The 20,859-nt window shown below is 39.6% G+C and carries 22 protein-coding genes; 15 read left to right on the forward strand and 7 right to left on the reverse strand.

Going from position 1 to position 20,859, the window contains the following annotated elements:
* Nucleotides 1-263 precede the first annotated feature (263 nt).
* Nucleotides 264-1,409 (reverse strand): aminotransferase A, encoded by a 1,146-nt coding sequence (locus V7201_RS22395; RefSeq protein ID WP_335378972.1) that lies wholly within the window; start codon nucleotides 1,407-1,409, stop codon nucleotides 264-266.
* A 127-nt stretch (nucleotides 1,410-1,536) separates the two neighbouring features.
* On the opposite strand from V7201_RS22395, the gene V7201_RS22400 reads away from it, so the two are divergent.
* Both V7201_RS22400 and V7201_RS22405 read left to right on the forward strand, forming a co-directional pair.
* Nucleotides 1,537-2,007, forward strand: coding sequence for a DinB family protein (locus V7201_RS22400; RefSeq protein ID WP_335378973.1), 471 nt, complete (start codon nucleotides 1,537-1,539; stop codon nucleotides 2,005-2,007).
* Nucleotides 2,008-2,278: 271 nt separating this feature from the next.
* Complete coding sequence (locus V7201_RS22405; protein ID WP_335378974.1) at nucleotides 2,279-3,181, forward strand: chemotaxis protein; 903 nt, start codon at nucleotides 2,279-2,281, stop codon at nucleotides 3,179-3,181.
* A 299-nt stretch (nucleotides 3,182-3,480) separates the two neighbouring features.
* On the opposite strand, the gene V7201_RS22410 is transcribed toward V7201_RS22405, so the two are convergent.
* The gene (locus V7201_RS22410; RefSeq protein WP_335378975.1) at nucleotides 3,481-3,969 is read right to left on the reverse strand and encodes a YkyB family protein; all 489 of its coding nucleotides are present in this window, start codon (nucleotides 3,967-3,969) and stop codon (nucleotides 3,481-3,483) included.
* A gap of 107 nt (nucleotides 3,970-4,076) precedes the next feature.
* Complete coding sequence (locus V7201_RS22415; RefSeq protein ID WP_335378976.1) at nucleotides 4,077-4,574, reverse strand: L,D-transpeptidase family protein; 498 nt, start codon at nucleotides 4,572-4,574, stop codon at nucleotides 4,077-4,079.
* 221 nt (nucleotides 4,575-4,795) lie between these two features.
* Here V7201_RS22415 and V7201_RS22420 point away from each other — a divergent pair, with 221 nt between their 5' ends.
* Nucleotides 4,796-6,913: an EAL domain-containing protein gene (locus tag V7201_RS22420; RefSeq protein WP_335378977.1), complete on the forward strand. Its 2,118-nt coding sequence runs from the start codon at nucleotides 4,796-4,798 to the stop codon at nucleotides 6,911-6,913.
* A gap of 4 nt (nucleotides 6,914-6,917) precedes the next feature.
* Here V7201_RS22420 and V7201_RS22425 read toward each other — a convergent pair whose 3' ends face one another.
* Nucleotides 6,918-7,799: a metallophosphoesterase gene (locus V7201_RS22425; protein WP_335378978.1), complete on the reverse strand. Its 882-nt coding sequence runs from the start codon at nucleotides 7,797-7,799 to the stop codon at nucleotides 6,918-6,920.
* A 208-nt stretch (nucleotides 7,800-8,007) separates the two neighbouring features.
* Here V7201_RS22425 and V7201_RS22430 point away from each other — a divergent pair, with 208 nt between their 5' ends.
* Nucleotides 8,008-8,235: a hypothetical protein gene (locus V7201_RS22430; RefSeq protein ID WP_335378979.1), complete on the forward strand. Its 228-nt coding sequence runs from the start codon at nucleotides 8,008-8,010 to the stop codon at nucleotides 8,233-8,235.
* A 48-nt stretch (nucleotides 8,236-8,283) separates the two neighbouring features.
* On the opposite strand, the gene V7201_RS22435 is transcribed toward V7201_RS22430, so the two are convergent.
* The gene (locus tag V7201_RS22435; RefSeq protein WP_335378980.1) at nucleotides 8,284-9,087 is read right to left on the reverse strand and encodes a C39 family peptidase; all 804 of its coding nucleotides are present in this window, start codon (nucleotides 9,085-9,087) and stop codon (nucleotides 8,284-8,286) included.
* A gap of 267 nt (nucleotides 9,088-9,354) precedes the next feature.
* Here V7201_RS22435 and V7201_RS22440 point away from each other — a divergent pair, with 267 nt between their 5' ends.
* From V7201_RS22440 to V7201_RS22450, 3 genes are all read left to right on the forward strand, one after another.
* Nucleotides 9,355-10,578, forward strand: a complete 1,224-nt coding sequence (locus V7201_RS22440) for an EAL domain-containing protein (RefSeq protein ID WP_335378981.1) — start codon at nucleotides 9,355-9,357, stop codon at nucleotides 10,576-10,578.
* A 74-nt stretch (nucleotides 10,579-10,652) separates the two neighbouring features.
* Complete coding sequence (locus tag V7201_RS22445; protein WP_335378982.1) at nucleotides 10,653-10,895, forward strand: hypothetical protein; 243 nt, start codon at nucleotides 10,653-10,655, stop codon at nucleotides 10,893-10,895.
* Between the two features lie 427 nt (nucleotides 10,896-11,322).
* Complete coding sequence (locus tag V7201_RS22450; protein ID WP_335378983.1) at nucleotides 11,323-11,991, forward strand: DUF3993 domain-containing protein; 669 nt, start codon at nucleotides 11,323-11,325, stop codon at nucleotides 11,989-11,991.
* Nucleotides 11,992-12,054: 63 nt separating this feature from the next.
* Here the strand turns inward: V7201_RS22450 and V7201_RS22455 are convergent, their stop codons facing one another.
* On the reverse strand, nucleotides 12,055-12,294 hold the full coding sequence (locus V7201_RS22455) for a glutaredoxin family protein (protein WP_335378984.1): 240 nt from the start codon (nucleotides 12,292-12,294) through the stop codon (nucleotides 12,055-12,057).
* Entirely contained in the window at nucleotides 12,295-13,257 is a 963-nt protein-coding gene (locus tag V7201_RS22460; RefSeq protein ID WP_335378985.1) for an MBL fold metallo-hydrolase, read from the reverse strand. It abuts the gene before it with no gap.
* Between the two features lie 182 nt (nucleotides 13,258-13,439).
* Between V7201_RS22460 and V7201_RS22465 the strand changes: the two genes are divergently transcribed.
* From V7201_RS22465 to V7201_RS22500, 8 genes are all read left to right on the forward strand, one after another.
* The gene (locus V7201_RS22465; RefSeq protein WP_251478007.1) at nucleotides 13,440-13,676 is read left to right on the forward strand and encodes a YkuJ family protein; all 237 of its coding nucleotides are present in this window, start codon (nucleotides 13,440-13,442) and stop codon (nucleotides 13,674-13,676) included.
* A gap of 314 nt (nucleotides 13,677-13,990) precedes the next feature.
* Nucleotides 13,991-14,437: a cyclic-di-AMP-binding protein CbpB gene (cbpB, locus tag V7201_RS22470; RefSeq protein ID WP_335378986.1), complete on the forward strand. Its 447-nt coding sequence runs from the start codon at nucleotides 13,991-13,993 to the stop codon at nucleotides 14,435-14,437.
* Nucleotides 14,438-14,500: 63 nt separating this feature from the next.
* Nucleotides 14,501-16,015 carry an MDR family MFS transporter gene (locus tag V7201_RS22475; protein ID WP_335378987.1) on the forward strand — a complete coding sequence of 505 codons (1,515 nt, stop codon included), beginning with the start codon at nucleotides 14,501-14,503 and terminating at the stop codon, nucleotides 16,013-16,015.
* Nucleotides 16,016-16,109: 94 nt separating this feature from the next.
* Nucleotides 16,110-17,003, forward strand: a complete 894-nt coding sequence (locus tag V7201_RS22480) for a LysR family transcriptional regulator (protein WP_335378988.1) — start codon at nucleotides 16,110-16,112, stop codon at nucleotides 17,001-17,003.
* Nucleotides 17,004-17,188: 185 nt separating this feature from the next.
* Nucleotides 17,189-17,899, forward strand: coding sequence for a 2,3,4,5-tetrahydropyridine-2,6-dicarboxylate N-acetyltransferase (gene dapD / locus V7201_RS22485; RefSeq protein ID WP_335378989.1), 711 nt, complete (start codon nucleotides 17,189-17,191; stop codon nucleotides 17,897-17,899).
* A gap of 56 nt (nucleotides 17,900-17,955) precedes the next feature.
* Nucleotides 17,956-19,080, forward strand: a complete 1,125-nt coding sequence (locus V7201_RS22490) for an N-acetyldiaminopimelate deacetylase (RefSeq protein ID WP_335378990.1) — start codon at nucleotides 17,956-17,958, stop codon at nucleotides 19,078-19,080.
* A 350-nt stretch (nucleotides 19,081-19,430) separates the two neighbouring features.
* On the forward strand, nucleotides 19,431-19,973 hold the full coding sequence (locus V7201_RS22495; protein ID WP_251478023.1) for a peroxiredoxin: 543 nt from the start codon (nucleotides 19,431-19,433) through the stop codon (nucleotides 19,971-19,973).
* 102 nt (nucleotides 19,974-20,075) lie between these two features.
* Nucleotides 20,076-20,531 carry a TlpA family protein disulfide reductase gene (locus V7201_RS22500; protein ID WP_335378991.1) on the forward strand — a complete coding sequence of 152 codons (456 nt, stop codon included), beginning with the start codon at nucleotides 20,076-20,078 and terminating at the stop codon, nucleotides 20,529-20,531.
* The last annotated feature ends 328 nt before the right edge of the window (nucleotides 20,532-20,859 follow it).

Consider the following 20,859-nt stretch of genomic DNA (forward strand, 5'->3'; position numbering starts at 1 on the left):
ATATTCCGTTAGGTTCTCGAAATTTTGGTCATCAATGAGCGCTATTGGTGACCTATTTGTTTAAGTTCTTACGATTTTGGTCATCAATGAGGTCTATTGGTGACCTATTCTGTGAGGTTCTCAAGATTTTGGTCATCAATGAGGTCTATTGGTGACCTAATGGTTCTCAAGATTTTGGTCATCAATGAAGTCTATCGGTGACCTATTTTGTGAGGTACTCAAAATTTTGGCCATCAATGAGCTCTATTGGCAAACACATTGTTTTACCTGTTCAGATACTTCTCAAGTCGGTCTAAACCTTCTTTAAGCGTATCCATTGAGTAAGCGTAGGATAACCGGAAATATCCCTCGCCAAGGTCAGAAAAGGCACTGCCGGGAACTACAGCAAGCTTAACCTTTTCCACAAGCTCCATGCAAAAATCAAAAGAAGATATGTTTTCACGTGGGATTTTTACAAAAAAGTAAAAAGCACCTTCAGGCTTGATCACATCAAGGCTCATAGTAGTCAGGCGGTTGTATACATAATCTCGCCTTAAAGCATACTCCTTTTTCATAGGCTCAGCATCATTAATTCCATTCGTCAAAGCTTCCAATGCAGCCATTTGCGAAATGGAGGTGGCACATGTCACATTGTATTGATGAACTTTTAAAATATGCTTCGCTAAATAATCAGGTGCAAAAAGCATTCCAATTCTCCAGCCTGTCATGGAGTGTGACTTGGATAGACCGTTGATTACAATCGTTTTATCCTTGATAAATTGGGCAATTGAAACATGCTGTTGTTCATAAACAAGTTCACTATATATTTCATCCGCAAGAATGAAGATATCTTTATCCTTAACAAGCTGGGCAATCTCTTTAAGTTCCGTCTCGTTAAGGCTTACGCCAGTCGGATTCGATGGGTATGGAAGAACAATACATCTCGTATTTTCCGTAATCAAGCTTTCAATCAATTGAGCAGTCATACGGAATTGAGTTTTCCTAATATCTGCATAAACGGGAATCGCACCGCAAAGCTTGATGATAGGCTCGTATCCAACATAAACCGGTGCAGGAAGTATCACTTCACAGCCTTCCTCGAGGATGGTCCTGAAAGTTATATCTATGGCCTCGCTGGCACCTGCTGTAATAATTGTCTCGTGTTCGGCTGAATAATTAACGCTATACTTTTGTTGGTAAAAATTAGCCGCTGCCTGCCTTAGCGGAAGCAAACCAGCGTTATGTGTGTATGTAGTGAAATTATTATCAATGGCTTTTTTACCAGCTTCTTTTACGTGATTTGGTGTCGGAAAGTCCGGCTGCCCAATGGTTAACTGAACCATATCTTTAACATCTGCAACCAGGTTAAAAAACTTCCTGATGCCTGAAATCTCGATCTCTGTTACCCTTTTGTTTATTAAATGCTCCACGACTATCATCCCTCCGAAAGAATATCCCTATTTTAACATGTTAAAGCGAAAAGGTGTAAACATACAAAAAGGTTATTTCGTCTCTTTGGAGAATATTATTAAGAATAGCAAGAAGGAGGAGAGAAATATGAATGCAGAACAAATGAAACAGCATTATAGAGATTTTGACCAATGGACAGGTTCATTAAGGGAATTACAAGATGGCGAATGGCACAAGCCTATCAGCGAAGGAAAGTGGTCCGTTGCTGCGGTCGTAGCACACCTTTTGCTATGGGATAAATATTCCCTTGCAGAACGGTTTCCGTTCTTTAAAGAAGGGGCTGAACTACCGCCATATCCGGATTTCCAAAGTGTAAACGATCGTGCCAGAGAGTATGCCGAGATGACTTCAAAAGAGCAAATTCTTGATGAACTGTGTGAAACACGCAGAGGTTATCATGAACTGCTTGAGCAAACAAATAGTGAAAAGCTTGCTGTTTCCTTCAAAATATCTACGCATACATTGACGGTCGAGGAGTATCTTACTGATTTCATTCAGCATGATCTGCACCATCAAAAGCAAGTGGACGAGGCACTCGGCAGAACACTTGTAAAATAACGTGAAAAACTGCTGGCAATCCGATTATCGGGTTGCTTTTTTTGTGAACGAACGTGCTGATTAAATTTCATTTTGGCTGTTTAAAGGTCAATATTGAATTTTATCACCTGGTGGTTCGAGCGGAAATCAACAGTCTATCTTACATAGCATAAAAGTATGTTTGCAGCCAGGAATACTTTCAACCTAAACAGTTCTGATTTGCCAGCCGATAATAAGAATAATGAAAGGTATTATAAAATAGTTTTACTTTATAATTGGAAGGACGAATGAAATGAACGATAGCAGTATTTTATTAGAGGCCGGTACGAATGAGCTTGAAATCGTAGAGTTCAGTATCGGTGAAAATAAGTTTGCCATAAATGTGATGAAAGTTAAAGAAATTCTCAATCCTGTTCCAGTTGTTGCTATTCCGCATGCTCACCCATTTGTGGAGGGAATAATGGAGTTGCGTGGAGAAGTGCTGCCTGTAGTTGATGTGGCTGCTGCACTTGGTCTGCCTAGTTCACCGCATGCGCATCTTGATAAATTTGTTGTTGCAGAATTTAATCAGCAAAAGACCGTTTTCCATGTGCATAGTGTAACCCAGATACACCGTATTTCCTGGGGACAGATTGAAAAACCTTCGGAAATATATCAGGGTGCTGAAAGCCAAGTAATTGGTGTCATAAAGCTGGGAGGGCAAATGATTTTGTTCCTGGACTTTGAAAGAATCCTGCTGGAAATCAATCCTGATTCGGGTATTAAAATGAGTGACGTCAAAAAATTGGGTCCCAGGGAACGATCCAATAAAAGAATTGTGATTGCGGAAGATTCAGCCATGCTGCGCAAAATGCTTCATGACACATTATCTGAAGCAGGCTATCAGTATCTTGAGTTTTTTGAAAATGGAAAGGATGCAATTGCCTATCTTGAACATTTAGCAGAAAATATCCACGACTTCAGAGATGCAGTGCAGCTTGTGATCACAGATATTGAAATGCCTCAGATGGATGGGCATCACCTAACTAAAAGAATCAAAGAGCATTCAGTTCTATCAAAACTTCCTGTCATAATTTTTTCCTCTTTAATCACAAATGAACTGAAGCATAAAGGTACTGTCGTTGGTGCCGATGCTCAAATAAGCAAACCTGACATTGGTGATCTTGTCCTGAAAATTGATGAGCTGGTATTGTAAAATCCAATTTTTCTCTAATAATTCATCATGGCATTAACAAAAGGCACTGTTAAACAAGGCTGTTGATTTTCGTTCCAGGCGCTTCGCTTTNNTCGTCGCTTCGCTCCTGCGGGGTCTCACCTGTCCAGCTGCGCCCGCAGGAGATTGATTTGCTTCCTCGAACCTGCCCACGCACGATGGAAATGCGTTAGCATTTTCGGAGGAGTCTTCGCGCCTGGAACGAAGGTCAACAGAGTAATTAAAATCAACATTCAGCTTTAATAGAGCCAAAAAAAGAAAGCTGATTCTTTCAGCTTTCTTTATGGATAGCGTTCTCCCAGTTTCTTGAAAACTGGTTTTGCGTACTGTCTCGTTTTGCCTGTGCTTACAGGTTCCTGAGCTTCCTTTAAACCAGTATATGTCGCCAGTAATTTTTTTGCGTTGGTTAATGAAATGGTCGCTTTTGGGTTTCTGACTGATTGATCAAGCTTACCTAAATGGGGAAGCATTTCAAAATCAAGTTTTGTTGGCGGAATATGGAAGGTGTAATCACCGCAAACCACGAGCACATCTGATTGCTGTTGGCTGTTCCTTGGGTTGTTGGAAAAATGAAGGCCCGTTTTTTTAGCCTTCCCCTCTTTAAGCATCTTTTTAATTGCATCATGTTTTAGCTGATATAAATATTTTGGGTTTGGCGCAGTCTTGGCATGACGATTCACAGTGAAGATTGCTTGTGAGAGGTTCTCAATCGTTGGACGGAGTTGGGGAATTTTGTTTCTTTCATTATTCAATGGATAGGCTCCTTTCATTCTTTTAGGCTCTCTTTTCAAGATAATTTTATTATACCCTTTATTTGTTTAATTGAGAAATGAAAGCCCATCCGTATATGCAATTCACATGATGCAGTGATAACAGATTATCTGATTATCATTACTCTCGTTCCATTTGGAACCTGCCTGGCTAGCTCTAAAACATCTCTGTTTTGCATTCTGATACATCCTTTGGAGACTTCCTTACCGATTGAAGAGGGATTGTTCGTGCCGTGAATCCCATATCCCCGTTTGGAGAGCGAAAGCCACATGACGCCATAAGGTCCTCCAGGATTTGGTTCTCTATTTACAATGACAAATTCGCCAACGGGTGTTTGTGTCAGCATTTTTCCAATTCCCACAGGATATGTTTTTACTATCTGGCCAGATCGATATAATGTCAGCCTTCTGTTCTTTAATGAAACAGTTGTATAGTACGGAATCGAATTTGGATCAGGCAGCCCGGGAATGATGATACGTTGTCCAGGGTAAATAAGAGCTGGATTTGTTATTGAGGGGTTTGCTGAAAGAATCTGCATAAGGGAGCGCCGGTAATTTGAGGCAATGATGGCTAGTGTCTCACCTGGTTTTACTATATGTTGCATAGAATCTCCTCCTATAGAATCAGCTTATGCCAGGTGTATGCAGGAGTTTCATATGTTACTAATTCTGTAAATGGTGTGAAAATGTCTGTTTTTGGCGAAGGATTTTTAATATTTAAAAATTTTTGTCGTTTTTCCTTATTTTTAAAGTTAAAATAGGAATATAACACTATTTCAGAAACAAGCAGCAGGTACTTTTGTACTTCTGGAATGAGGATGGTTAAATGAATCAGACTAAGCAAGCACGATTAACATATAAAAAGAATAATCCTACCTCAAAAAAAATAGAAACAATGATTTCAGACATCATTTTTAAGCATATAAAAGATCTTGTTTTTATTATGAAGGTTGAAGAAGGTGGGCATTTCCGTTACATATTTGCAAATGAAAACGGTATGTATCATGCCGGGATGAATCCAGAAGACATAGGTAAGAGGATGGAGGAAGTATTGCCCTTTCATCGAGCATACCCAATGAAAAAGCATTATCAGAAGGCAGTTGAGACAGGGAAAGCTGTTGTTTTTTACGATGAAGTAAGTCTTGACCATGGGCGGCAGGTCCTGGGTGAAACCTTGCTTACACCAATTTACGGAGAAAACAGCGATATTGAATTTGTCGTTGCAGTGACACGTGATTTCACCGAAACCTTTATAGAAAAGCAACGAATGATAGAAAGTGAACAAAGGTATCGTTCACTGATTGATCATAACTTGGATGCTGTTTTATCAATAGACCTGAAAGGGAAAATCCTCGATGTAAACCCGGCTGCACAAACCCTTACAGGCTATACTGTTAAACAATTGAAAAACAAAAAGATTTTTAGTCTGATATGCGAAACAGATGTACCAAACTTTAGCAGCATCATAGAAGAAACCCAGCTAGGAAATGCTATGGAATCAATTGATTGCCGTTTCATGCATCGGAAGGGACAGCATTTAACGATTCATCTTAAAACAATCCCAATCGTTATCGATTCGGAAATAAAAGGAATGTATGTCATTCTCCGTGACCTTTCGGATCAGGCAAAAAGTACAGAACTAATCAAATACATGGCATTTCATGATCAGCTGACTGGCTTGCGTAATAGACGTGCACTCCTTGATCAGCTTGATGATATGGTTAACAAGAAAAAAAGAACAAATGATGAATTTGCCCTTCTCTTTATCGATATAGATAGGTTTAAATTTTTGAATGACACGCTTGGCCATATTGTCGGTGACCAAATATTAAAGCAAGTGGCGGACAGGTTACTTGAAATTCAAAAAGAATATTGTACAGTATACCGCCAGGGCGGGGATGAATTTATGATTGTCCTGGAGAATACAGACAGACAGGCAGCCGGGGAATTTGCCCAAAAAGTATTATGCCGCTTTATGGATTCCTTTTATTTTAATTCACAAGAATACTATATAACACCAAGCATTGGTATCAGCCTATTTCCAAATGACGGCAGAGATTCAGAAACTTTAATAAAAAATGCAGATGAAGCCCTTTATAGTGTGAAAGAAAAAGGGAAAGCACACTATCAATTTTACCGTGCTGACATGCAAGCTACAGGCATTAATGTCATTGCGCTTGAAGCCCATTTGCGGAAGGCGATTGAACGTAATGAACTGGAATTATATTTTCAGCCGCAAATTAACTTGTTTACGAATGAAATAAAAAGTTTTGAGGCTTTGCTGCGCTGGAATAGCAAGGAGTTGGGTTTCATTTCTCCGGCTGAATTCATCCCGCTTGCTGAAGATACAGGTTTGATTATCCCGATAGGCAATTGGGTAATCGATAGGGCGTGCAGGCAGATCAGCGATTGGATTGAAAAAGCAGGAAGGCCTATTAGGATTGCTGTTAATATCTCTCCAAAGCAATTCTTGCAGCTTGATCTAATCAGGATCATCAAGAACGCAATCGATCAATATCAAATACAGCCATCCCTGCTTGAAATAGAAATTACTGAAGGGGCAATGCAGGATACAAAGGAAACCATTCCTATTTTAAGAAAATTAAAGGATTTGGGGATTACCATTGCAGTAGATGATTTTGGTACAGGTTATTCGTCGTTAAGCTATTTAAAACAGTTTCCAATTGATGTTTTAAAAATTGACCAAAGCTTTGTCAGAGACATTAAATATAATGAAAAAGATGCGGCAATCATCACGACAATCATCCATTTAGGCAAAAGCCTAGGAATGGAAATCGTGGCAGAAGGCGTCGAAGAACAAAGCCAGGTAGATTTCCTTATAGCCGCCGATTGTGAAAAGGCGCAGGGATTTTATTTTGCCAAGCCGTTAAGAGCCCAAGATGCAGAGGGAAAATTCATTTTAAAACATGAAGCAAGCAGCTAATTTATTAGCTGCTTGTTTTTTCATGATATAGGGTGAAAAGAGCCAGTTCTGGCTGGGACAAGAATCGGAAAGGTAGTCGAGTTGTTCCGAGTCCGCGATTTACATATAGCTTCAATGGATTTATATCCCCAAGAGTATAAAAGCCTTCAATGTATCTTTCCGCGAAAGGCGGCGTTACCAATGGACCGTAAAACGGGATTTGGATTTGTCCACCATGGCTGTGCCCGCTAAGCTGCAATTGAATGGGATAACTGACAGCTTCATCTGCTTTATCTGGCGCATGAGATAAGAGGATAGTGAAAGAATTTTGAGGTATTTTTCCCATCGCGGCGGCGAGATCAGGTTTGCCAAGCATGGCATCGTCAATCCCGGCAATCATGATTGTACTGCCATCAAGGAGTTTAATAGCGGCAGATGTATTTAACAAAAGATGAAAGCCAGATCCTTCCATAATTTGTCTATATAAATCCGAACCGTAGCCTCCATGATCATGGTTCCCATAAACCGCAAATTTCCCTAATGGCGCATTCAGCCTGCTTAGCATGGAGATAATCGTATTTTTTTTCGTAAAATGGCGGGGATCATCGAGTAAATCTCCAGTAAAAAAAATGATGTCCGGTTTAATGTTATTTATTTTTGTGATTAATTCCTCAAGTTGGTCCATCGTATACTGGAAACCAATGTGTGTGTCGCTGAATTGAATGATTTTGACCCCGTCGAACCCAGCGGGCAATTGAACATTTTTAATCTTGTGTCTTGTGATATCAAGCATGCGTGGTTCCACTTCACGTGCATAGAAGTAGCCTCCTGTGCCGGAAGCGGCTACAGCGAGGAAACTACGAAATGCCCTCTTTATAAACGTCCTCCGAGTCACTTTTTCAGACATGCATTTTTACCAACCCATCTCCAAATTTTCTCTATTATACTAGCAAACAACCAGGGAAAATTGAAGTGCCATTTTAGGGAATATCGCTTTAAAGCCTGCTGTATGTGTGTTTTTAAATTCTTCGGGAAGGGAAGAGAAAGGAAAGTAAATAAGTCAGTTCCTAAGAAAATATGATTGAAGCTTAATGTTAACAGAGGTGAAGGACTTTATGAAGGATTACGATTTGCGCATGGAGATGATATTTATCCCAGCAAAAAATGGATTTATAAAAGTATTTATATACGGTTTTTCAAATTTAGGCACATGGGGCAAAGCAGTCGCGGAATTCAATGGACTATCTGTATCAGCCAAAGGTTTTAATAAAAGAAGAACGATCATCCGATCCATTGCCAAGCTGCACGAATCGTTGGTGAAAAAAGGCAGGAGGAATGATTGAAAAAAATAATGAAGATAAGGCTGGAAAATATCCAGCCTTATCACTTAATCATTTATAACTAACGGCTCTGGACTGCATGGCTTTCCAGGTGCCAACAAAACGTTGTTTATTCACAGAGACCTGTTTCCTGCCAGATAAAGGGTCATTTAAATAGACAGTATTGTCCTCATACCCTACCAGAACGACTGCATGCAAGTCGAGCGGAGTTTTTATCACTTCATTGCCATGTTTCCATGATTCCCATCGATTTGGCATCCTGTAATCACCTGTAGTCCAGATTACTACAGGATATCCCTCGGAAACATGTGTAAGAACCTCGTCAAAATTTTTACCGGTCAAATTTACTCCACGGCCTGGAAGGTAACGATTAATCAGATCCACCATTGGTTTGTCAAAAACAGCATAGCCTGCATGCCTTCCAGTCATGTCTCCTACAAACCCTTCAGCAGGATTGCCCCAGCTTAAAATATCTCCTCTAGAAGATCTTTTTAAAGGGTCAGGATCTTTCTTAATTTCCCTGAATAACTTCATCTTATTTGTGTCTGCTCCAGCATATTTAAGCACCATCGCCAGGCTGGTTACTTCACAGCCGTACTTTAATTCAGGGTTTTGCCTAATTAAGGGTACGTTCATCAACTTTTTATCTTTAAATCGTGGCTGAATTTTTATATCATGCTTTTCGTTGATATCTTTTGTTGTTTTTTGGGTCTCCAGTTTTTGATTTGGCTTGGGACTGTTTGTAATAACCTTCGGAGCTTCCGTATTAAGCGTCTGCACATTATTTTCGGCGGGCGAGCCGTGGCTGCATCCAAGCAATGGAAGAAGAATGCCAATGAAATGCCATGCTTTCATGTCATCATCCTTCCATAAGCTCTACTGGTAGTTTGGGTTTATCGAGAGCTTTTATAACATGAGGAAAATGGAAACAGTGTTACTGAGGGATTACTCATATTATGGTAAAATCATTCATATCACATTAATGGAACAGATTAACGATACCTTGATGAAAAAATGAATTTTCGCATTACATAAACTAAGGTGATTTTTTGGATTAAGTTTATTTGTACATCGATCTAACAAAATACTGGTGTGCTAATTAGACGGGGGAGGTGTTATTTTATGGACGCGCTTGATATTTTGACAGATCTTGATCATGTCATTCCTTATTTTCAGCCTATTTTTAATGCGGAAGAGCATCGCATTGTCGGTTATGAGATTTTAGGGAGATATAAAAGCGAGAAAGAAACAGTTAGTTTGGGCCCATTTTTTCTAGATGAAAATATTCCTGAAGAGTATCGAATTGAAGTCGATAATACGGTTTTGACCAAGGCGCTTGAAATCGCTTCTCTATCAGAGAAAGATGATGTCATGTGGTTTGTAAACCGCGATGCCGAGTTATTGATGCTTGATGACGGGGAACAATTTTTACAGCTTATTCTTAGTTTTAAAGAAAAAGGCATCCATCCCAACCAAATCGTCCTTGAAATATCTGATCGGACATATGGTAAAGAAAATAGCCATAGCCATATTGAGCATTTATTAAGTTATTACAAATCCTATGGGATCAAAATCGCCATCGATAAGGTTGGGAACGAGAGCAACCATCTAGACCGGATCGCAGATCTTGAACCAGAAATCCTAAAGATTGATATGTCGTCATTACGTTCGAATTCAGCAGGCTCAGCTTACCTTGATGTCCTTCATTCCTTATCGATTCTTGCCCGGAAAATTGGGGCTACTTTGTTGTTTGAAAATATTGAAACAACGTATCAATTGCAATTTGCCTGGAAAAACGGCGGCAGGTTTTATCAAGGGTTTTATCTTCAAAAACCTTATGAAGCGTTAGTCAGCCGGACTATTTTAAAGGAAAAATTAAAGAAAGAAATTCATGGCTTTATTTTATCCGAAAAGAAAAGACTGCAATCTTTCTTTAATTTGAGAAGTGAACTGAATTCAAAATTTCAGGATTTAATTAGCCGTAATAAGAAAAACCAAAATAGCAATGAATTATTGATTTCCCTTGGTAAAAGTCTGGAGGAGATGGCCTTTAGAATGTACATTTGTGATGAAGACGGTTTTCAAAAATCTCCAAATTTATATAATACAGGAGAAAAATGGTTGATTCAGCCAGAATATATGGATAAAAATTGGAGCTGGCGACCATACTTCCTTGAAAACATCATCAGGATGAGGACTGGGAAAAAGGGCATTTTATCAGATCGTTACAGCGATATAGAAACGGGAGAGGTAATTCGGACATTTTCATTGCCGTTAAACGAAACAGAATTTTTGTTCGTTGATTTAAACTCAGCATACCTGTCTCAAAAAGAAGGTTTATTTTGACAAGATAAGAGACGAATAGCATTGCGGAAATAGCACAATTTATATATAAACAGCCTTCTCAAAGGGGGATTAACATGAGCTTTTTTACAACAATTTTGCTATTGGCGGGGGCCGGAGTGCTGGTTGCAGGTCTTTTCTATACTTGGTCATTTGGCAAAGCACAGAAAAGATCAGATGCCAATCTGGATTCACAGATTCCAGGTGCCGTCCAGGAACACGCCTATATTCGAAATCCGGTATTCCTGACATATATTATTGTGCTTTCCATAGCATTGCTGTTCGTTGTATATTTCGCGGTAACAACAGCAAGATATTAACCTCCTTATGGGGGTTTTTTTTATTCTAAAGGCTGTGTAAAATTCAAGGTTGATTTTTTGCACCTGTAGATTGGAGCGGAGGGCACTCGACTCCTCCAGAAATGCTAAGGAATTTCCAGCGTGGGTGGGCAGGTTCGAGGAAGCTTTTCAGTGTCCTGCAGGCTTACCTGACGCCTCGAAAGCGAGTACCTGGAACGGGTATTAACAGACAAGTGTGGTACTGATAACTGAAACCATAGAGGAAAATCCCGCTTTAATTACATTTTTTTTGACTTTTGCGTTAGTTCGATTTTTTTAAGGGTAAATTGTATCTAACAATCGTATTTTATGTCATAAGTTGATGTTTTTTTGCGAATGAATTACGTAATCCTCTAGGGTAAATGTTGGTAAAATGATATTTACATTCCTGAAGAAAGGGGAAGGAAAAATGGACAAGCGATCATGGCTATTATTGTTATTTTTTTCAATACTAATATGGGTAGTTCCTTCTAACACTTATGCCCAATCTGAATCAATGGACAGAGAGCAAGTATTTGAATTTCTCGGGAAAGCGTTCGATGCGCAGGTTTCCTTGAGTGAGCAGGGAAGGTCAATGGAAGGAATTGAAAGTATTCTTGAACCGTATTTTACAGAAGACTATAAATCATTGTTTATAAAAGAAAATGTGGTTGGACAGGAAAATCAATACCAGACATATGGAACAGATTTTGCCCCTTATTACATCCCGTTTTACGCATTCTCTGAAAAAACAAAAGTGGTTGAGGTGAAAGACGAAATTTATGTTCTTGAATATTTCCCTGGGAATGGCGAGGGTCCGGTAAGCTATGACAGCCATTATGAAGGATTGAAAATAGTAAAGGAACAGGGCAGCTGGAAGGTAGCAGATTATATGAATGATAAGATTCCTGAAGAGGTCATTAATAAGGCCTATCCAGAAAAAGCGGAAAAGAAGGAAGTATCCAAAGTAAACCTGGATAAAAAACAACATGCTAATTCTCTTGTTTTTGGTCCGAATTTTGCATCGTTCAAAACCTTCATCGAATTAGGGGTTATATTTAGGAATGAAAACAAAACACTTTTATTTGGTTTATTGTAAAGTGGACCGGGAGGCCAATGAAAAGAGGTGCCAGGAGGCACCTCTTTTATTGTTGTTAATTGATTAATCAATGACATTCAGTACCAGCTTTAACTTTCCAATGTCAAATCCAATTATAACCTCGGTGCCGACTACGATAGTAGGTGTAGAGTATGAACCATAACGATCAGTTAGTTCCTGCCTGCTTTTTTCGTCTTCATGAATATTTTTTTCTGAAAACGAAAAACCGTATTCGGTTAGGAACATTTTAACAATTTTGCATGGTGGGCATTCGTTCTGTGTATAGACGATGATGTCACTCATTTAACGATTTCCTCCTGAATCTTTTTCTAAATAATGGACCAGTCCCATCGAACTTACATTAATATCCAAATACAGCAACTCAAATATAGAATGATTTTCTGCCAAGCCGTGGTTAGTCAAATATTCTTTTATTTTATCAAAGAGTCTTTTGGTAACTTCCTCGATCCTTTGGGCAGTACCCTCGCAAGTTGTTACCGCATGTTTAGCTTCCGTTAAGAAAATTTCCAGCCAGTACTCAACTTGCTTGAATGCTTCAGCAGGATTTTCTGACATTCCATAATGGCCAAAATAAATCCGTTCGACTCGCAGTTCCTTGTACTTATTGATCGACTGAATCATTTTTTCTGGGTCGAACTGATTTGGAGAAGTGGATGGTAGATAAAATTCTATGTCTTCGCGGTGAATTTGCGGATAATAGATACCCGCAGTGTCTCCACTGAATATTCCATTAGTTGCTGGGTGATGTATACTGAAATGGTGATTTGCATGTCCTGGAGTATCGAAGAACTGCAATGTCAATTCTTCTCCAATAACCAATGTATCACCATCACCTTTCGTGATGATCCGGTCTTCTGGTATTTCCAGAATTGGATCGAATAGTTCGGTGAATTTTTCTCCATACACAGCTTTAGCTCCCGCAATTAACCTTGAGGGGTCAGCTAAATGTCTTGCTCCTTTTGGATGAACAATAACTTTTGCCTGGGGGCAATGCTCCAGCAGCAGTCCTGCACCTCCAGCATGATCGAGATGGATATGAGTAACAATTATGTAAGCAATGTCCGCAGGTGTAACTTTAAGTGATTCCAGACCCTCTAAGATAAATGGGATCGAAGGACTGGCAGAAGTTTCTATTAGCGTTATTTTTTCTTCTAAAAGCACATATGTCCCGGTGCGTTCAGTCATACTTAAATCAAAATCATCAATTAGATAGATATTTTCGGATAACCTTGCTGGTTTTTTCAAAAAAACACTCCTTTCGCGTAGCTTTTACTTGTACAACGCCTTACAATATTTTATTCTGTTAATATTGACATGTAAAGAATAAAGTATAGAATATTCTGAAATCATTTTACATGGATATAAATATGCCAATTGAGAAACCTATTGATAGATAATTGGTTTTCGCTTTGAAAGGAGAGGGAGCAATGTCACAGCTTCAGGGAATCATCACACGATTAAAGAACTTGCAAGAGCAGTCTAACGGAGGTGAACCTGCACAACGCTTTTTTGAGGTAAACGGAGAGCGTAAGTGCCAGGTTACATACCATCCGAAAACTGAAACATACGAATTGGAAATATATAATGAAAAAGAAAAGCCGAAGAAATACCAGTTCGACAATATTGATATGATTACGATCGAGATTTTTGATCTGATTCAATAATATTCCCCATAAAAAAAGGAACCAGCTGGTTCCTTTTTTTATTTCTTTTATGTAAGCTTGAAAAACATTTAAATTGCCAATTAAGCGGCAATAGTGTTGTATGATCGATATGGTGTTCACGACCATACATGAGTCAAAACACAGAATGTATCGTAAAAGAAATCGTTCTACATATATAAGCTTAGGACATTGCACACTTGGCTATACAATCTTTTGATAATGATCAATTCTTTAGTGCAAACTAATTGAAAGCGTCTGCAAATGAATTATGATAAAATGGAGAAGAAAGAAATCCATTTTAGGGAGTTTTCGCCATGATTAGTCTTCACAGCGGAGAGTTTTTAGAAATAAACATTAAAGATTTAATGATTCCTTCTGAACGGGTTGCCCATGTGCAAATTGGCAACAGCTTAGAGCATGCTCTTCTAGTTTTAACGAAAAGCGGTTATACAGCAATTCCAGTCCTGGACCCCCACTATCGCCTCCTGGGCTTGATCAGCACACCAATCATAATGGATTCAATCCTTGGACTCGAGAGAATAGAATTTGAGCAACTTGAAAAAAAACGGGTTGAAGAAGCCATGAATAAGAAAATTCCTAGAATCAGCATCCACTCAACTCTAAAGTCCTCTTTAGATCTTCTTGTCGATCATCCATTTCTTTGTATTGAAGATGAATCCGGTATATTTGAGGGAATCCTGACAAGGCGGACCGTTTTACTGCAATTATCTAAACAAGTAAAAAGGCCTTATAAGAATTAGGGCATGTTCCAGCTCCCGTCCGCGGGGGCTGAATTTTTTATTTAGACAGAGGTGAAAGATGGTATGGGACAAGCAGATATTACAAAGCAAAAAACGCTTAGACGGGAGACCAAACGACCGCTCGTTTTGGTCACAGTTATGCTTGCAATGTTTATGGGGGCGATTGAAGGAACTATCATTTCAACCGCCATGCCAGCTATTGTAGGAGAACTAGGCGGGTTCGCTTTGTACAGCTGGGTTTTCTCAGCGTATCTTTTGATGAATGCCGTTACAGTCCTTATATATGGAAAATTATCGGATTTATTTGGACGGAAGCCAATTTTAACATTTGGAATAATCATCTTCTTGATTGGTTCAATTTTGTGCGGAATGGCTGAAACAATGGAAATGCTGATATTATTCAGATTCATTCAGGGGTTTGGCGCTGGAGCAGTCGCGCCAATAGCTACAACGATTGTAGGGGATATTTATACAAAGGAAGAACGGGCGAAAATCCAAGGCTACCTATCCAGTGTCTGGGGCATCTCAGCAATCACTGGTCCAGCACTAGGAGGACTGCTTGTAGAGTATGTAAGCTGGCGTTATGTATTCTGGATTAATGTTCCGCTTGGAGTCCTGGCCATCGCCGGCCTCTGGTTATTTCTCCATGAAAATGTAGAGAAAAAGAAACATAAAATTGACTATCCTGGTGCAATTCTCCTGACTGTGTCGATTAGCTCATTAATGATAGTCTTTGTCGAGGCAGGAACAAACTGGGCATGGACATCCTTAAATACAATAGGGTTGACAGGGATCAGTATTGTAGCGTTTTTCTTGTTTATTTTTCAGGAACAAAGAGCGGAAGAACCGATGATGCCTTTCAATATTTGGCGTGAGCGGTCCATTTTCATTGCGAACATGACCTCGCTTACTACAGGTGTCATGCTGATTGGTATATCCAGTTTTCTGCCTGCCTTTGTACAGGGGGTTATGGAACGTTCACCAATTGTAGCTGGGTTTACGCTGACGTCTATGTCGATTGGCTGGCCAATCGCAGCTGCAGTTGCCGGAAGACTCCTTTTAAATATAGGATATCGAACGACTTCCTTAATTGGTGGAGCGGCATTAATTTTGGGCAGTGTTATGTTTGTAACGTTAACACCAGAGGCTGGTCCACTGTGGGCTGCGGCAGGTTCTTTTTTAGTAGGTGTTGGAATGGGTCTTACCAGCACTGCGTTCATCGTTTCCATACAAAGCACCGTGGCGTGGCAGCAGAGAGGTATTGCAACAGCCGCCAATATGTTTATGAGGAATCTTGGTAACACGGTCGGAGCCGCCCTGCTTGGCGGCATCCTCAATAGCAGCATCATCAGTTTTATGAAAAAGAATGTTGCCGATGGCCAGGATCTGTCCCTTGATACCACTAACGTTCTTTTGAAGGAAACAGAGAGAATGAAACTGCCACTAGAACTAAAAGAGATTCTTCAGAACGCTCTGACAAATGCATTGCATTCTGTGTATCTTGTTGTTTTGGTTTTCGCGGTAGTTAGTATGCTCTTCATCCTTTTCTTGCCCAAGAAAGAAAAAACTGCAGAATGATTTGCAGTTTTTTTTTGTAGTCTTACTAATATTAATAATGAAAGATGCTTCATTTTTGGATAAAATATAAGTAAAACTTATTAAGAGGTTCAATATGTCATCGATTTCAGAGTTTCACCTTCTATCTGTACTTGCACAGGAAATGAATATGAGAAAAGCGTCAGAAAGACTTTTTGTTTCACAGCCAGCCCTCTCACAAAGACTTCAGACAATCGAAAAAGATTGGGGTGCTAAATTATTCCTTCGCTCACAAAAAGGTCTTACTTTAACACCGGCTGGAGAGGTGGTCATTCAATTTGTAAATGAAACAATCTCCAGAGAGGAAAAAGCACGAGAATCAATCCATGCATTAAACTCTGAAGTGTATGGAACGCTAAAAATTGCGGTGGCATCCATTGTCGGACAAAACTGGCTTCCACAGGTGCTGAAAAAATATGTCAGCCGGTACCCTCAGGCTAAAATATCCCTCGTCACAGGCTGGAGCAGCGAGATTTCAAAAGCATTATATGAAGATCAAGTCCATATTGGAATCATTCGGGGAACTCCTGATTGGAAAGGGGTTAAAATCCATCTTTTTAAGGACAGCTTATATCTGGTTGATACGGAAATTACTAGTCCCGAGCAGGTACTCGAGACAGACAGACCTTTCATCCAATTTAAAAGTGACTCGAATTATTATCAAGAAATCCAAGATTGGTGGCTAAGACAATTTCAGACTGCCCCTCGGAGGACGATCATTGTGGACCAGATCGAAACGTGTAAACAAATGACATTCAATGGGATAGGTTACGCAATACTTCCAGCGATTACGCTGAATGGAGCGGAGAAAGACATCTTCAAAGTTCCATTGCATGATGAAAATAATGAGCCGTTAGGGCGCGATACATGGCTTCTTGGTTATGAATCTGCTTTTCAATTAAAGCAGGTGCAGGCATTTATCGAGATCGTCAAGGAACATATTGTTGATTCAAACAAGAAAGTAAAATAGTTTTTCTTGTTTTCAATACTTTTGTTTGTTAAAGTAATTTTTAGAAAAAGCAGTTTTCAAGGCACTTTTCGTATGATTTGCAGCTTTCTTATTACATGCTAATCTGTGTGAATATTATTTTGGCAATTTAACACTAAGCTGATGAAAAGAGCTTTTGAAAAAATACATACTTGGAGGTAAGAAATATGAAAATGATGGATGCAAACGAAATTATTTCGTTTATACAAAATAGCAAAAAAGCAACACCAGTTAAGGTGTATGTAAAAGGAGACCTTGAGGGGATCGACTTTGGGGCTAACTCAAAAACCTTCATCACTGGGAATACAGGCGTCATTTTTGGGGAGTGGGCAGAAATCAATCCTGCTCTTGAATCCAATCAGGCGAAGATTGAAGACTATGTTGTAGAAAATGATCGCAGGAACTCAGCTATTCCATTGCTGGACATGAAAAACATCAAAGCGCGTATTGAGCCTGGAGCAATCATCAGGGATCAGGTTGAAATTGGTGACAATGCTGTTATCATGATGGGTGCTTCCATCAATATCGGTGCAGTGATTGGCGAAGGCACAATGATTGATATGAACGTAGTGCTTGGCGGCCGCGCAACTGTGGGCAAGAATTGCCATATTGGAGCAGGATCTGTCCTTGCGGGAGTTATTGAACCACCTTCTGCTAAACCAGTTATAGTTGAAGATGATGTAGTGATTGGAGCAAATGCAGTTGTCCTTGAAGGAGTTACTGTCGGTAAGGGAGCAGTAGTAGCTGCCGGTGCTATCGTTATTGATGATGTGCCTCCTTATACTGTGGTTGCAGGAACTCCTGCGCGCGTGATCAAGGAAATCGATGAAAAAACAAAATCAAAAACTGAAATCAAACAGGAGCTTCGCCAGCTATAAAAGCGAGAAAGCGTGGATACATGATCCGCGCTTTCTTTTATAAGGGAGAGAACATTATGGAGCATGAAACTTTTATAAAAATCAGAAGAGACTTGCACAAGATTCCAGAGCTTGGTTTCAAAGAATATAAAACTCAGGCTTATCTTCTTCATTATTTGCACCAGCTCACTGGAGAGCGATTGGAAATAAAAACTTGGGAAACGGGGATCTTTGTCAAAATCCAGGGTGAAAACCCTAAAAAAATGATTGGATACCGTGCAGACATTGATGGTCTCCCAATCACCGAGGGTACTGGGCTTGAGTTTAAATCCCTGCACGAGGGCCAAATGCATGCATGTGGACATGATTTACATATGAGCATTGCACTAGGACTGATCACGCATTTTGTCAGCCATCCTATTGACGATGATCTACTTTTTATTTTCCAGCCTGCTGAGGAGGGGCCTGGCGGTGCAGAGCCGATGCTTGCGACCGATATCATGGCAGAGTGGAAGCCGGATATGATCATCGCCCTGCATATTGCTCCGGAATATCCAGTTGGGACCATCGCAACGAGGGAAGGACTCCTGTTTGCCAATACTTCAGAACTTTTCATCGATCTTGAAGGGAAAGGAGGACATGCAGCTTATCCTCATCATACAAATGATATGATCGTCGCTGCGTGTGCGCTTGTTACACAGCTGCAGTCGATTGTCGCTAGGAATATTGACCCGCTGGATAGTGCAGTCGTCACTATTGGTAAAATTACAGGCGGTACCGTGCAAAACATCATTGCCGAGACAGCGAGAATTGAGGGTACCATCCGTACTCTTTCTGTAGATTCCATGTTTAAGGTGAAAGAACGAATTGAGGCACTGGTGAAGGGGATTGAAGTGGGTTATCAGTGCAAAACAGCGATAGATTATGGCTCCATGTACCATCAGGTTTATAATCATGAGGAATTAACAAGCGAATTTATCAGTTTTGCAGGAGCAAATGAGAATATTAATATGATCGTTTGCAGAGAGGCCATGACAGGGGAAGATTTCGGTTATATGTTAAAAGATATTCCAGGATTCATGTTCTGGCTTGGGGTGGATTCGGGATACGGACTTCACCACGCTAAACTGAATCCGGATGAAAAAGCAATTGGAGCTGCAATAGATTTATTAAGCAATTATATAGAATATAAGAGCAAGTAGGCAGATGGGACAAAAAGCAAGAGGGCAGAATGAATTAAATCCCATCTTGCTTTTTTTTCGTGGATAAAGGCTTATCATTTTGTCCCAAATAAAAAGCATGTTAAACTAATATTCGGAATAAGTTATATTTTCCAGTTGTCTGCATAGCTGCGAGATCCGTTTAAATTTATAACAGTTTGGGCAAAACAATTAAGGTGGGACAAAGATCAGGAATTATAATTAATACTTATTTAAATTAATTATAATTTAAGATTGACTACAAACAATTATTCTGATATATTTAGAAACATAAGGTTTAACAGATGCCCAGAGGCATCTTAAATAAAATTATTGTAATGGAGGGATTTTACATGCCAGAACGTATGGTAGGTAAGCAAGCACCACGCTTTGAAATGGACGCAGTATTAGCAAATAAGGAATTCGGAAAAGTAAGTCTTGAAGAAAACATGAAGAACGACAAGTGGACAGTTCTTTTCTTCTATCCAATGGATTTCACTTTTGTATGCCCAACTGAAATCACAGCTATGTCTGACCGTTACGATGAGTTCGAAGACCTTGATGCAGAAGTAATCGGCGTATCAACTGATACAATCCACACTCACCTTGCATGGATTAAAACTGACCGCAAAGAAAACGGTCTTGGCGATCTTAAATATCCATTAGCAGCTGACACTAATCACGTTGTGTCGCGTGAATATGGCGTTTTAATCGAAGAAGAAGGCGTAGCACTTCGCGGATTGTATATCATCAGCCCAGAAGGCGAATTAATGTACTCTGTTGTTAACCATAACAACATCGGCCGTGATGTTGATGAAACTCTACGTGTACTTCAAGCACTACAAACTGGCGGCCTTTGCCCTGCAAACTGGAAGCCTGGACAAGCTACTCTTTAATCGTAGCGTCAAACACTATGATAATTTAAAAGACCTAACAAAAGTTAGGTCTTTTTCTTAATAACGAAAAGCAAAATTTTTTATAATAAGAGGGGTGCTATTATGAAACTACGTGAACCAATGCCGGAATTGACTGGCGCGACAGAATGGCTAAATGGAGAAGTGACAAAGGAGCAATTAGTCGGAGAAAAGCCGACCTTGATTCATTTCTGGTCAATCAGCTGCCATCTCTGCAAGGAAGCAATGCCTCAGGTCAATGAGTTCCGCGATAATTATAAAGATAAGCTGAACGTGATTGCTGTTCATATGCCACGGTCTGAGGATGACTTGAACCTTGAAGAAATCAAGAAGGTTGCAGCTGAGCACAGCATTTCACAACCAATCTTCGTGGACAGCGAACACAAATTGACAGAAGCCTTTGAAAATCAATATGTTCCTGCATATTATGTTTTTGATAAGGATGGAAAACTAAGACACTTCCAGGCAGGCGGAAGCGGCATGAAAATGCTTGAAAAGCGAGTGAACCGTGTCCTGGACGAATTGGAAAAGACTGAATAAAACACGTCTGGAGAGCCGATTACCATCGGCTCTTTTTTGTGGGTCAAATTTAAAATGCTTATTATGAATTTTGAGGATTGGGTTGTTAAGAATGTTATCTGATTAAATATCAGATAATTCGTACTGACAAAAAAATAAAAAAATTCTTGAAAAAAGCTGGAAAAACATTTCGAAACCCGATATATTATTTTATACGTGCTTTTCTTTTTAGCTCTATATGTAAAATACATACTATTTAAACCCAGTTTGATTTTTAGATCGACCTAATAATCTCTGGTAAAAAAGCACAGCGAAACATAGTTTATCACTTCAGCTTTTTATCAAATCA

The sequence above is a fragment of the Bacillus sp. JJ1122 genome, assembly GCF_036964885.1.
GTDB lineage: Bacteria > Bacillota > Bacilli > Bacillales > Cytobacillaceae > Mesobacillus.

Bases quoted from the DNA above. Each gene is read 5' to 3' on its own strand.
- V7201_RS22480 (WP_335378988.1), top strand. From the start codon at position 16,110: ATGTCATCGATTTCAGAGTTTCACCTTCTATCTGTACTTGCACAGGAA.
- V7201_RS22450 (WP_335378983.1), top strand. From the start codon at position 11,323: ATGGACAAGCGATCATGGCTATTATTGTTATTTTTTTCAATACTAATA.
- V7201_RS22495 (WP_251478023.1), top strand. From the start codon at position 19,431: ATGCCAGAACGTATGGTAGGTAAGCAAGCACCACGCTTTGAAATGGAC.
- V7201_RS22435 (WP_335378980.1), bottom strand. From the start codon at position 9,087: ATGAAAGCATGGCATTTCATTGGCATTCTTCTTCCATTGCTTGGATGC.
- V7201_RS22445 (WP_335378982.1), top strand. From the start codon at position 10,653: ATGAGCTTTTTTACAACAATTTTGCTATTGGCGGGGGCCGGAGTGCTG.
- V7201_RS22420 (WP_335378977.1), top strand. From the start codon at position 4,796: ATGAATCAGACTAAGCAAGCACGATTAACATATAAAAAGAATAATCCT.
- V7201_RS22405 (WP_335378974.1), top strand. From the start codon at position 2,279: ATGAACGATAGCAGTATTTTATTAGAGGCCGGTACGAATGAGCTTGAA.
- V7201_RS22400 (WP_335378973.1), top strand. From the start codon at position 1,537: ATGAATGCAGAACAAATGAAACAGCATTATAGAGATTTTGACCAATGG.
- V7201_RS22455 (WP_335378984.1), bottom strand. From the start codon at position 12,294: ATGAGTGACATCATCGTCTATACACAGAACGAATGCCCACCATGCAAA.
- V7201_RS22475 (WP_335378987.1), top strand. From the start codon at position 14,501: ATGGGACAAGCAGATATTACAAAGCAAAAAACGCTTAGACGGGAGACC.
- V7201_RS22500 (WP_335378991.1), top strand. From the start codon at position 20,076: ATGAAACTACGTGAACCAATGCCGGAATTGACTGGCGCGACAGAATGG.
- V7201_RS22425 (WP_335378978.1), bottom strand. From the start codon at position 7,799: ATGTCTGAAAAAGTGACTCGGAGGACGTTTATAAAGAGGGCATTTCGT.
- V7201_RS22410 (WP_335378975.1), bottom strand. From the start codon at position 3,969: ATGAAAGGAGCCTATCCATTGAATAATGAAAGAAACAAAATTCCCCAA.
- dapD (WP_335378989.1), top strand. From the start codon at position 17,189: ATGAAAATGATGGATGCAAACGAAATTATTTCGTTTATACAAAATAGC.
- V7201_RS22465 (WP_251478007.1), top strand. From the start codon at position 13,440: ATGTCACAGCTTCAGGGAATCATCACACGATTAAAGAACTTGCAAGAG.
- V7201_RS22440 (WP_335378981.1), top strand. From the start codon at position 9,355: ATGGACGCGCTTGATATTTTGACAGATCTTGATCATGTCATTCCTTAT.
- V7201_RS22430 (WP_335378979.1), top strand. From the start codon at position 8,008: ATGAAGGATTACGATTTGCGCATGGAGATGATATTTATCCCAGCAAAA.
- V7201_RS22490 (WP_335378990.1), top strand. From the start codon at position 17,956: ATGGAGCATGAAACTTTTATAAAAATCAGAAGAGACTTGCACAAGATT.
- V7201_RS22415 (WP_335378976.1), bottom strand. From the start codon at position 4,574: ATGCAACATATAGTAAAACCAGGTGAGACACTAGCCATCATTGCCTCA.
- cbpB (WP_335378986.1), top strand. From the start codon at position 13,991: ATGATTAGTCTTCACAGCGGAGAGTTTTTAGAAATAAACATTAAAGAT.